An 11,476-nucleotide genomic window follows, 5' to 3' on the forward strand; every position below is an offset into this window, starting at 1 on the left:
GTCTACTCAAAAAGGTCCACCTCGCCTGCACCACGTCTGATCACCTCCGGTTCATCCTCAATCAGGGAGATTACGGAAGATGGGGTGTTGGGGACGGGGCCGCCGTCCAAAACCATGTCCAGCCTTGTGTCGAAATAATCATGAAGCAAGGATGCATCTTCAAACACGTCACCGTTGGGGTCAGTGGCTGACGTCGAAATAATGGGATTGCCAAGCTCCAGGGCAAGACTTATGGCGATTTGATTGGCCGGGACCCTGATGCCTGCGGTTTTTCTTTTGGTCAGCATGATCTTGGGTACCATCTTTGATCCGGGCAGAATAAAGGTATAAGGACCCGGCAGCAAACGTTTCATGTGGCGATAGGCGATATTGGATACTTTGGCATATTGGGAAATATTTTTCAGATCCGGACAGATGAAGCTGAACGGCTTGTTTTTATCCCGTTGTTTGAGCCGGTATATGTTTTCAATGGCCTTTTTGTTCATGATATCACACCCGATGCCGTAAAATGTGTCTGTGGGATAGGCAATAATTCCGCCTTTTTTGAGACTTTCCACTGCCATTGTTATGATTCGTGCCTGGGGTGTATGGGGATTAACATTATGTAACATGGGTACCACCTTAAACGTGAAGTGTTTAATCACCAAAGCAGATACCAAGCGTTTTGGCCGTCAGGATCAACTCTCCGTTTGGATCTACGCTGCGTATTCTGTTTACGGCATCTTTTAAATGTACACTTCCCATCATTCCGTTGGGCTTAAGTGCCACCATTTTACCGAAATTTTCTGTTGCTGCCATATGTACCGCCTGAACCCCGAACCGGGTGCATAACTGCCTGTCCCAGTGGGTTGGCTGTCCCCCGCGCTGGAGATGGCCAAGGACCACGCACCGGCTCTCTTTTCCGGTCTTTTGCTGGATTTTATCGGCAATGGCGTAACCAATGCCGCCAAGACGCACTTCTCTGTCCGTTTTCTCATTGTCGGACACCACCATGGTATCGTCGAGCTTGGCGCCTTCAGCCACAATAACAATGGTAAATAATTTACCGGTGGCTTCTCTGGCCCTGATTTTTTTCTCTATGGCCGTCAGATTAAATTTTATTTCAGGAATCAGAATAACATCCGCACCACCGGCAAGCCCGGCATAGGCGGCGATCCAACCGGCATACCGGCCCATAACTTCAAGCACCATGACCCGGTTATGGCTCTGGGCTGTTGAATGCAACCGGTCCAAGGCATCCACGGCACAAGCCACGGCTGTGTCAAACCCAAATGTTTGCTGGGTGGCATCCAGGTCATTGTCAATGGTTTTGGGCACACCGATGACAGGCAGCCCTGATTCGTACATCTGCAGGGCTGTGGTCAGGGTGCCGTCCCCACCGATGACCACAAGGGCGTTCAGGCCCAGCGCTTCTATGGTCTGCCTCACCTGGGTCAAAAGTTCCTCAGGTATTTTTCTTGTCTCGCCCTCGCCGGTTTTCGATGAAAATCTGCCGGAATTTGCCGTGCCCAGAATGGTGCCCCCACGAATAAGAAGCCCGTCCATATCCCGGACGGTGAGCGGGTCCGCCTGTACCGGTGTCAGGAGTCCGTCAAAACCGCCTCGTATGCCTATGGTGGTAAACCCCTGCATATCACCGGCTTTTACAATGGCCCGGATTACTGCATTCAGTCCGGGGCAGTCCCCACCTCCTGTTACCACACCAATTTTCTTTCCCATCTTTAAGTCCTTTTCAATGGCAATACGGCTCATCTCAAATACTGTTCCATATTGAATTAAAGTGGTCTAATTTACCTCACGGTGCTATATCAGATAATCAATAACGAAACAAATAAATTAGAGTGTATTTGACTTGAAAACTGTCAATCTTAAAAAGAAATTAACCGGTCTTTTTCTTGTTCTTCTTGGGGTCACCCTTGTGTATCAGACAGGGCGGATATTTTTTCTAAAACAGGAACACGAGATTCGAAATTGTGCATATGAAATGGTCAAACAGCTTTTTCCCTCTGCCTGGGACAGGGCATATGACCAGTACGGGCTGTTTTATTTTAACGGGTCCGGAAAACCCATGCAAAAATGTACTTGGCATGTCGAGTCCGGTGCTGTCATTCTTATTCACGGTCTTGATGAACCCGGCTTGATTTGGACGCCACTTGCGTTAACGCTTTACCAAAAAGGTTATCAGGTGTTTTATTTTTTTTATCCGGATGATCAATGCATTGATGCCTCATCACAACTATTGGTCGACAATTTATCAACCTTATCCTTTGCCGGTCCCGTTGTGATTGTGGCACACAGCATGGGCGGACTTGTGGCAAGGCACATGCTGGTTGATCCCTGCATTGATTATGCCGGGGCCAGGGCCCTGAACCGGGTCCCTGAAATCGGTGATCTGATCATGGTCGGAACCCCGAACCGTGGTGCGTTTCTGGCAAGATTCCGGCTTTTCATGGAAATCCGGGAACAATGCCTGCTCGCGGCGGGTCACAGATGGAACTGGCTTTCTGCGTTTATTGACGGAACCGGGGCGGCTGGTATTGATCTGCTGCCGCAGTCTAAATTTTTGAAGGACCTGAACAGTCTGCCTTATCCTGAAAGCGTACATTGTCACATGATCGCAGGGCATATATTTCCTTTGCCTGTGAATATGCCTAAACAAGTTCAGATTACCCATAACCAAATCCTTGAAGATTTACTTCCGGCAGAAAAAAATTATTTTTTATCCGTACTGGACAAAATAGGCCTTTGGATTGGTGACGGTCTAGTCTCCATAAATTCCGCCGTTCCTTTTGATGTGCCGGTCACCTTTGTGAAGGCAGACCATAAAAACATGCTTGACAACTGGTTTTCCGGCAGCTCCCACACCCCTCCTGCCATTCCTGTGATACTTGATATTCTGGACCATCGAAAAAAAATAATTAAATGACCTTTATGTATATTTCCCAAGGAATGACCTTGTAAAAAGTTCATGGTTTTGGTAAAAAGACTTGTTTATATACTTTGCCTGAAATAATTATTGGCCAGCCTCTCACCCACCTTTTTGATGTGACGGCTGGCCTTTAAAGTATAAATAAACACCTTTCCTTTCCGGAGGCCTTTTTATTATGTCCAATGTATTACCAGAACAGGGGCTATCTTTTGATGATGTGCTTCTGCTTCCCGATTATTCAGCCATCCTGCCTGACGAAGTGACCACGCGCACCCGTTTGACCAAGGAACTTGAACTTAATATTCCCATTGTCAGCGCGGCCATGGATACGGTGACCGAATCAGATACGGCCATCAGTATGGCCCGGGCCGGTGGTTTGGGGTTCATCCACAGAAACCTGAGCATCGCCGAGCAGGTGGTTGAAGTGGACCGGGTTAAAAAAAGCGAAAGCGGCATGATTGTTGACCCTGTAACCGTCCATCCCGATGCCACCATATCCGATGTGCTGGGCATTATGGCCAAATACCGGATTTCAGGTATTCCGGTTGTGGAAGGCGACAAGCTGGTCGGCATCGTGACCAACAGGGATCTTCGTTTTGAGACCCAGCTGGATAAACCTGCCAGGGCGGTGATGACCAGTAAAAATTTGGTGACCGTGCCTGAAAAATGCACCCTGGAAGAATCCAAAATCATGCTGCATAAACACAGGATTGAAAAACTTCTGGTGGTGGATACCCAGGGTAAACTCAAGGGATTGATCACCATTAAGGATATCGAAAAGATAAGAAAATATCCCAATGCCTGCAAGGATTCCCTGGGCCGTCTGAGGGCCGGTGCCGCCATTGGTGTGGGATCCGACATGATGGAACGTGTGGAAGCGCTTCTGACTGCCGGGGCTGATGCCCTGGTCATTGACACCTCCCATGGCCATTCCAAAAATGTGATCACTGCAATTGAGCGCATCAAGGCAGCATTCCCCGCCTGCCAGCTCATTGCCGGTAATGTGGCCACCGAGGCCGGGGCAAAGGCATTGATTGATGCCGGTGTTGATGCCGTTAAAATCGGCATTGGCCCGGGCTCCATATGTACCACCCGTATTGTTGCAGGTGTCGGTGTGCCCCAGCTTACTGCTGTGATGAATTGTGCCGATATCTCAAGGAAAACCGGCGTCCCCCTGATTGCCGACGGCGGGATCAAGTATTCCGGAGATGTCTCTAAAGCCTTGGGGGCCGGAGCCCATTCCGTTATGCTGGGCAGCCTTTTGGCCGGCACCAAAGAGAGCCCCGGCGAAATCGTTATTTACCAGGGACGCTCATATAAAGCCTACCGTGGCATGGGGTCTGTGGAAGCCATGAAAAAAGGCAGTTCCGACAGATATTATCAGAAAGACACCGGTGAAAATGAAGAGCTGGTTCCCGAAGGCATTGTGGGCCGGATTCCCTACCGGGGAACCATTCGTGAGAATATTGTTCAGATGATCGGCGGGCTTAAGGCCGGCATGGGATATCTTGGCGCGGCGACCATTAGCGAATTGCACCAAAAGGCCAAATTTGTCCGGATCACTGCGGCCGGATTAAAGGAAAGCCATGTCCATGATGTTGCCATCACCAAGGAAGCACCCAATTACAGAGTAGAAAGCAATTAAATTCCTATGACTGATACTCAGGATACTCCCTTTTATCACCTGCATCTTCACACCGAGTACTCCTTGCTTGACGGGGCAATCCGGTTAAATGACCTGATGACAAGATGTACGGAATACGGCATGGATGCCGTGTCCATAACAGACCACGGTACCATGTTCGGTGTGGCCGAGTTTTATGAAAAAGCCCAAAAAGCCGGCATTAAACCCATACTGGGCTGCGAAGTCTATGTGGCGCCTAGAACCTTAAATGATCGGACCCAACTGGATCGAAAAGGGTTAAGTCATCTGGTGCTTTTGGCCAAGGACAGGGAAGGGTACACCAATCTTTGCAAGCTGGTATCCGTGGCCCAACTCAAGGGGTTTTATTTCAAGCCCAGAATTGACAAAGAACTTCTAGCCGAACATGCCAAGGGGCTTGTGGGGCTCTCCGCCTGCTTGAAAGGGGATATCCCCCAGGCCATTCTGGCAGGGGACCTGGCAAAAGCAGATGACCTGGCACGGTTTTATCTTGATACACTGGGTGAAGGGAACTTTTTTCTTGAAGTCCAGGAAAACGGCATGCCGATCCAGCACCGTGTAAATGACGGACTGCTGGAGATGAGCAAGCGTCTTTCCATTCCCATGGTGGCAACCAATGACTGCCATTACCTGTCCAATGGCGATGCCAAAGCCCATGAAATTCTTTTGTGCATCCAGACCGGTGATACCTTTGACAATGCCGACCGGTTTAAATTTGATTCCGACCAGCTTTATTTCAAGTCCAGACAGGAGATGGCCGATTCCCTGGGCCATTTTCCCGATGCCATTGCCAATACAAAGCTGATCGCAGATATGTGCGAAGTGGATTTCGGTAAGAAGACCTATCATTTCCCGCGATATGATCTTGGCGATGGGTTGTCCGAGGACGAACTGTTTAAAAAGCTTGCCATGGAAGGCTTTGAAGAACGCCTTGCCAAAATCAAGAAAAAGAATCCTGGCATTGATGAGCAGGTCTACAGGGAGCGGATTAAGTACGAGATTGACATTATCCTTGAAATGGGATTCCCGGGCTACTTTCTTATTGTGGCCGACTTCATCGGCCATGCACGAAAAATCGGGGTGCCGGTGGGGCCGGGCAGGGGGTCTGCGGCCGGCTCCATGGTGGCATACTCCATGGGCATCACCGCCCTTGATCCCATTGAACACGGGCTGATTTTTGAACGGTTTCTAAACCCGGCCCGTATCTCCATGCCTGATATTGACGTGGATTTCTGCATTGAAGGCAGAGAGCATGTCTATGACTATACGGTTGAGCGGTACGGAGGCCCAGACTATGTGTGCCAGATCATCACCTTTGGAAAACTCAAAGCCAAGGCCGTGATCCGGGATGTGGGAAGGGCTTTGGGCGTTCCCCTTTCCGAGGTGGACGAAGTGGCCAAGATGATCCCTGACAATGCCAAGAATTTAAAAAAGGCATTGGACGAGGTGCCGGCCATCCGGGATAAATGCAGCGAAACTGACGTTAAAACCCAGATGCTGGACGTTGCCATGCTGCTCGAAGGATTGCCCCGGCACGCATCCACCCATGCTGCAGGGGTTGTGGTTTCCGACAAGCCTTTGTGTGAATATCTGCCGCTGTTCAAGGGAAAAGATGGTGAAACCATTACCCAGTTTGACATGAATTTCACTGAAAAACAGGGTTTGGTTAAATTTGACTTTTTAGGCCTTCGAAACCTGACCGTCATTAAAAACTGTATTGCCCTGATCGAAAAACAGGGTGATACGCCGCCGGATCTTCTGCACCTGGATTATTCAGATCAAAAAACATTTGAACTTTTGCAAAATTCCGATACCACCGGGGTGTTCCAGCTTGAAAGTTCGGGTATGAAGGAACTGATCTCCAGGCTCAAACCGGCCAGTTTTTCAGACATTGTGGCCCTGGTGGCCCTTTACCGGCCAGGACCCTTGGATTCGGGTATGGCAGACAGCTACGTGGAACGAAAGCATGGCCGGGAACCTGTGGTGTATCAGTTCCCTGAGCTTGAGCCTGTGTTAGAAGAGACCTACGGGGTGATTTTGTACCAGGAACAGGTCATGAAAATTGCCGGGGTCCTTGCCAATTACAGCATGGCCCAGGCGGACGGACTTCGAAAAGCCATGGGAAAAAAGATTGTCGCCATGATGGAGGAGCACCGGACTCTTTTCATGAAAGGTGCCCAGGAAAACGGCCATGATCCCAAAAAGGCTGAAGAGGTTTTTGATCTTATGGAAAAATTCGGCGGTTACGGCTTCAACAAATCCCATTCAGCCGCCTATGCCCTGATTGCCTATCAGACCGCTTTTCTTAAAGCCCATTTCCCTGTTGAGTTCATTGCCGCTCTGATGACGTCCGAACGCAGCAATTCCGATGCGGTACTCAAGTACATGGATGAATGCAAAGGGCATAAGATCAAGGTGCTTCCTCCGGATGTCAACCAGAGTGACGCATTTTTCAATGTGGATAATCATTGCATCCGTTTTGGTCTGGCTGCCATTAAAGGTGTGGGAGACGCGGCCATTGAATCTATTGTAGAGAACCGTGAAAAGGACGGGGAATATGCCAGCCTTTATAATTTTTGTGAACGGGTGAACTTAAGCAAGGCCAATAAGAAAGTGATTGAGGCTTTGATTAAATGCGGGGCGTTTGACTCCACCGGCGACAAACGCGCCCAGATGATGGCGGTGCTTGAGGATGCCCTGGAGCATGGTGCCAGGATTCAGAAGGAAAAAGCCGATGCCCAGCTGGATCTGTTTGCCGATTCAGGAGTGGGCATTTGCCTGCCCTCCAATATTCCAAGAATGCCGGACATTGATGAATGGGAGGGCAAGGTTTTACTGGAGCTGGAAAAAGAAGCGCTTGGGTTTTACATCACCGGTCACCCCATGGATGATTATGCGGATATTATCCGCAAATTTACCAGTGTTAATACGGTCACGCTTCAAGATGTTCAAGATGAAAAAATGATTCGCATCGCCGGGAATCTGAAGGTGCAGAAGATTCATAAAACCAAAAAAGGGGACTTGATGGCTTTTTGCAACATTGAGGACCAGTATTCAACCGTAGAACTGGTTGTATTTCCCAATCTGTATGCCAGGACCCATACGTTTTTGTCCCAGGAGCAGGTGGTCATTGTTGAAGCTGAGGTCCAGAGAAAAGAGAACACCGTTAAACTGATCGGCGAAGCGATTGTGCCTGTAACCCAGGCCGAAACCCTTTGGGCTGCCGGGATTGTCATGCAAGTGGATACCAAGCTTCATAAAACGGATGTGCTTGATCAGCTCAAACCTGTGATCGAGCGGTATCCCGGTAATTGCGTCTCCTTGTTCAATATTCACATTGATTCGGAACATCCCGATGTGATGGTGAAATTATCGGACGAGTACAAGTCCGATGCTTGTCCCGGTCTTTTCCAGGAGATAGAAACCATTCTTGGCCCGGGCTCCATCGAAACCCGGTGCGCCCCGGTCAAAGATAAGGTGAAAAAGAAAAAACGCTGGCCAAGAAAACAGCTCACCTGATGTCCGGATTAATAAAGACGGTGCCCGGGTTGGTGAACTGAAGGCGGCTTACCACCCGGACCACCCCGTCAATACTTTTGACCAGATCCTGGGCCATACGGCTCTGGTATGTATCGGCGACCCAGCCATCGAGATAGACCACACCGTGGCGGACTTTTATGTGGATACCATCCCCATCCACCATGTCATCGGAGATAAATTTGGATTTTATTTTGGTCATGAGCACCGTATCACTGACAAAAACGACAGGAGACCGGGTGCGATCTTCTGTGTTGGGTTGGTAGTATACTGGTGATCCGGTATTTGTGGTTCCACAACCCGGCAGGATGGAGCAAGAAACTAGAAACAAGATACAAGATACAAGAGGGCGAAGCGCCTGCGGCGCCCATTGTAGCTTTAAATTGTTGGTGTCTTTAGTTTTCATAGTTTGTTGTAGCCCAACCTCGGTGAAAGACCAGGTCGGCCATGGCTGATTTTATAAGAAAGTCTGGGTAAGTCAAACAGATCTTTCAACATTCGATGTGGGCTGAGCCTGGGTGTAGATAGACCAAAGACGGCCCGTGGCCGTTATTCAAAATCGTCCAGGTCGAGACCGTCAAGATCAGAAAGGTCCATGTCCTTTAGGAGATCATCTTCATCGGGAATGATGTCTTCGTCAATCACAACAGGTTGCCCGGTATTGTTTCCGGTTATTGGAACATTTTCGAAATCCTCTTGTTCATCTGCGTCATGATCTCCAAGAAATCCTGCAATCCCAATGAAAAACAGGTATCCCAGGCCAGCCATATTCAGAAGGATGATAATCGTTCCCACGATATTTTTAATCAGCACAGTTTGCCTTTTCCCGTTAATAATTTGACGATGGGGACTTAAGTGTTTATATATAATGTTTGATTTTGTGGCAAGGGCAAAAATTCGGCACGAAATTTGTGATATTGCTTTTACCGAGTTTCAACGCCCTTTACAGTGTAAGAAAATTCAAAGGTTTTTGTATGAGTTGGCTTGGGAAAATGATTGGTGGTACCATCGGGCTGGCATTGGGCGGGCCTCTGGGTGCTGTGGCTGGGGCCGCATTCGGGCACGCTTTTGTGGACAAAAGAGAGGATGAATATTTACGTTCCATTCCGGGCGGTAAGCGCACGGGCCTGTCTTCCAACGAAGAGGCCCAGCTGGTTTTCTTTACTGCGGCCTTTTCCATGTTGGCGAAAATCAGCAAGGCCGACGGCCGGATCAGTGAAGAGGAGATCAAAGTCGTTGAACGCTTTATGGTCAATGATCTTCAACTTGATCAAGCAAGTCGTGAGACGGCTAAAAATATTTTCAGAAACGCCGTGACATCTTCCCAGAGTTTTGAAGATTTTGCCCGGCAGTTTTATTCGGTGTTCAAATACCAGGCCAATATCATCGAGTTGATGATGGATGTTTTGCTCAGAGTCTCGTCTGCTGACGGAAATATCTCTGATGTCGAGGAACAGATGCTGTTGTCGGCATCACATATTTTCAAATTTTCCCAGTCGGATTATAACCGGCTTCATTCCAGGTATGTTAAAAAATCAGATCCCTATTATGCCATCCTCAAATGTGATGAAAATGCGAGCAATGAGGAGATAAAAAAGAAATACCGGACCCTGGTCCAGGAGTATCACCCGGATAAAATCCAGGCCAAGGGACTGCCCGAAGAATTTGTTAAGTTTGCCACAGATAAATTCACCGAAATCCAGGACGCTTACGAGCACATCAGAAAGCGCAGGGGATTTTGATTCGGCCACTATAGTCTGTCGCAAATGAATTGATACCCTTATTACAAAATCCAAAATATATGGAAAAGAATTTGTGTATCAAGAGCTTCTGCCCGAAAGGCTTCCGATGAGCATGAGAATACGATATGCGGTAACACTCAAGTTCACATCCGTATTGATTAATTGCCTGGCCGATTGAAAATAATCATATCTCGCGTCCAGGACATCAAGTAGATCCCTTCTGGAAATACCGAATTGCTCCAAATATATTTCAAAAATTTTTTGGCTGTATTCTTTTGCTTTAGCTGTTACCCTCTTTTGGTCCTGGAGTGAAAGATAGGCAGCCCATTCTCCGGAAAGGTTTTCCTTAAGCTCAATCAACTTATCTTTTCAATTTTCCAGCTGTTGATGTTTTCTTGACAGGGCCGCTTTTACCATCTGCTTATTCTGGCCTCCGTCAAATAAATTCCAATTGAGGACCATTATTGCTTCGTTTGTATGCTGCCAGGACGGATCACCTTCAAGTTGATCAATGTACCGGCTGCTCAGTTCAAGAGTCACCTTGGGGCGGTCAATCGCATCCGCCAACTTATATCGCGCATTGAATTCCTTTTGCTTGGCGTTATATATCAACAGCTCCGGATTATTTTTTTCATCCGGTCCAAGGCATTCTCCAAAGATTCCGGCATCTCAAGAGGTACTTCAGCAAAAGAAAGTGCTGCCGGTTTTGTTCCGGTCATACGCTTATAGGCCATGACGGCCCTGTCGAGATCCGCTTTGACAATAAACATCTCAGATTCTGCCCTGGCCATCCTGGCTCTGGCTTGGGTTACATCTGCAGTATTGCCGGCCCCCGCCTTTTCCATTTCGAAAAGCGAGTCGAAAATTTCTTCGTGGAACAAAAAATTTTTTTTTTGCAAGGGCCGCCAGTTCACGCTGTCGATAGACTTCCAAATGGGCGGCAACGGCATTAATAGAGATCAATTGCCTGGCATGTTCAACTTGAAAATCCGCCGTTTCAAGGAGTGCTTTTTTAACAGAGACATTCCGGCTGATTTCTCCACCGTCCCAAAGTACCTGGGTCAATGTAAGAGACACATCTGTCAAAGGATCAAAATCCGAATTAGAAGGGTCTGCGCCTGCCCTGCGTGTGCTCACATCACTATGCTGTTCCAGACCATACCCAACCATCAGGTCAACGGATGGATAATACCGGTTAAAAGATTGTTTAAGATCCGATTCAGATGCCTGACGATTGTGAGACAAGGCTTTTAAATAGGGACTATAATTGATTGCTTCTTGAATTGATTGATCAACCTTGATTTCTTCGGCGGCCACATGGGATGCCAAAGAAATAACAATACAGCGGGCGCATTCTCATTTTCACGGTTATGCAGCTAACAATGAAATATGTGAATTGGCCATTTGTTTCAGACAGTTCCATCGTCCTGATTTATAGTATGAGCGCAGCATGAGCATTTTCTCCGCATTTTCCTTATACCAAAAAATGCAGGGACCTTTGAGTCTCAAATTGACAACTCTTCGAATCGAACTTTCAATCGCACCACTGCCAATCGGCGGATGCAATGCCTTTACCGTTGGGAAAGCAAGACGGTGCCTATTACG

General features: G+C 48.1%; 12 protein-coding genes and 1 pseudogene. 4 read left to right on the forward strand and 9 right to left on the reverse strand.

What is annotated here, in order from left to right; translation table 11 throughout:
• Positions 1–2: 2 nt before the first annotated feature.
• Entirely contained in the window at positions 3–611 is a 609-nt protein-coding gene (locus B147_RS0120070) for an L-threonylcarbamoyladenylate synthase (protein ID WP_020588998.1), read from the reverse strand.
• Positions 612–636: 25 nt separating this feature from the next.
• On the reverse strand, positions 637–1,719 hold the full coding sequence (locus tag B147_RS0120075) for a 6-phosphofructokinase (protein WP_026259745.1): 1,083 nt from the start codon (positions 1,717–1,719) through the stop codon (positions 637–639).
• 133 nt (positions 1,720–1,852) lie between these two features.
• Between B147_RS0120075 and B147_RS30565 the strand changes: the two genes are divergently transcribed.
• The 3 genes from B147_RS30565 to dnaE all read left to right on the forward strand — a co-directional run bounded on the left by B147_RS30565 (position 1,853) and on the right by dnaE (position 8,111).
• Entirely contained in the window at positions 1,853–2,926 is a 1,074-nt protein-coding gene (locus B147_RS30565; RefSeq protein ID WP_020589000.1) for an esterase/lipase family protein, read from the forward strand.
• A 178-nt stretch (positions 2,927–3,104) separates the two neighbouring features.
• On the forward strand, positions 3,105–4,574 hold the full coding sequence (guaB, locus tag B147_RS0120085; RefSeq protein ID WP_020589001.1) for an IMP dehydrogenase: 1,470 nt from the start codon (positions 3,105–3,107) through the stop codon (positions 4,572–4,574).
• A gap of 6 nt (positions 4,575–4,580) precedes the next feature.
• The gene (dnaE, locus tag B147_RS0120090; protein ID WP_020589002.1) at positions 4,581–8,111 is read left to right on the forward strand and encodes a DNA polymerase III subunit alpha; all 3,531 of its coding nucleotides are present in this window, start codon (positions 4,581–4,583) and stop codon (positions 8,109–8,111) included.
• On the opposite strand, the gene B147_RS31330 is transcribed toward dnaE, so the two are convergent.
• Complete coding sequence (locus B147_RS31330; RefSeq protein ID WP_083927943.1) at positions 8,104–8,535, reverse strand: BON domain-containing protein; 432 nt, start codon at positions 8,533–8,535, stop codon at positions 8,104–8,106. The genes dnaE and B147_RS31330 overlap by 8 nt on opposite strands.
• A 143-nt stretch (positions 8,536–8,678) precedes the next feature.
• Positions 8,679–8,942, reverse strand: a complete 264-nt coding sequence (locus B147_RS0120100; RefSeq protein WP_020589004.1) for a hypothetical protein — start codon at positions 8,940–8,942, stop codon at positions 8,679–8,681.
• 161 nt (positions 8,943–9,103) lie between these two features.
• On the opposite strand from B147_RS0120100, the gene B147_RS0120105 reads away from it, so the two are divergent.
• Complete coding sequence (locus B147_RS0120105) at positions 9,104–9,871, forward strand: TerB family tellurite resistance protein (protein WP_020589005.1); 768 nt, start codon at positions 9,104–9,106, stop codon at positions 9,869–9,871.
• A 78-nt stretch (positions 9,872–9,949) separates the two neighbouring features.
• Here the strand turns inward: B147_RS0120105 and B147_RS33650 are convergent, their stop codons facing one another.
• From B147_RS33650 to B147_RS32535, 5 genes and pseudogenes are all read right to left on the reverse strand, one after another.
• Positions 9,950–10,231 carry a TolC family protein gene (locus B147_RS33650; protein ID WP_020589006.1) on the reverse strand — a complete coding sequence of 94 codons (282 nt, stop codon included), beginning with the start codon at positions 10,229–10,231 and terminating at the stop codon, positions 9,950–9,952.
• A gap of 9 nt (positions 10,232–10,240) precedes the next feature.
• Positions 10,241–10,483, reverse strand: a complete 243-nt coding sequence (locus B147_RS33655) for a TolC family protein (RefSeq protein ID WP_020589007.1) — start codon at positions 10,481–10,483, stop codon at positions 10,241–10,243.
• A complete protein-coding gene (locus tag B147_RS0120120) occupies positions 10,480–10,641 on the reverse strand; it encodes a hypothetical protein (RefSeq protein WP_157237970.1) in 162 nt (53 codons plus the stop codon). Before B147_RS0120120 ends, B147_RS33655 begins: the two co-directional genes overlap by 4 nt.
• 1 nt (position 10,642) lies before the next feature.
• Positions 10,643–11,188, reverse strand: coding sequence for a TolC family protein (locus tag B147_RS0120125; protein ID WP_157237971.1), 546 nt, complete (start codon positions 11,186–11,188; stop codon positions 10,643–10,645).
• A gap of 51 nt (positions 11,189–11,239) precedes the next feature.
• Positions 11,240–11,476, reverse strand: a pseudogene (locus B147_RS32535) (ISLre2 family transposase); the annotation flags it as partial.

The sequence above is a fragment of the Desulfobacter curvatus DSM 3379 genome, from assembly GCF_000373985.1.
In the GTDB taxonomy this organism is placed as follows: Bacteria; Desulfobacterota; Desulfobacteria; order Desulfobacterales; family Desulfobacteraceae; genus Desulfobacter; species Desulfobacter curvatus.

What these genes read in the sequence shown, in the direction of transcription:
- guaB (WP_020589001.1), top strand. Translation starts at nt 3,105, where the DNA reads ATGTCCAATGTATTACCAGAACAGGGGCTATCTTTTGATGATGTGCTT.
- dnaE (WP_020589002.1), top strand. Translation starts at nt 4,581, where the DNA reads ATGACTGATACTCAGGATACTCCCTTTTATCACCTGCATCTTCACACC.
- B147_RS0120105 (WP_020589005.1), top strand. Translation starts at nt 9,104, where the DNA reads ATGAGTTGGCTTGGGAAAATGATTGGTGGTACCATCGGGCTGGCATTG.
- B147_RS31330 (WP_083927943.1), bottom strand. Translation starts at nt 8,535, where the DNA reads ATGAAAACTAAAGACACCAACAATTTAAAGCTACAATGGGCGCCGCAG.
- B147_RS0120075 (WP_026259745.1), bottom strand. Translation starts at nt 1,719, where the DNA reads ATGGGAAAGAAAATTGGTGTGGTAACAGGAGGTGGGGACTGCCCCGGA.
- B147_RS0120070 (WP_020588998.1), bottom strand. Translation starts at nt 611, where the DNA reads ATGTTACATAATGTTAATCCCCATACACCCCAGGCACGAATCATAACA.
- B147_RS0120120 (WP_157237970.1), bottom strand. Translation starts at nt 10,641, where the DNA reads ATGTTTATTGTCAAAGCGGATCTCGACAGGGCCGTCATGGCCTATAAG.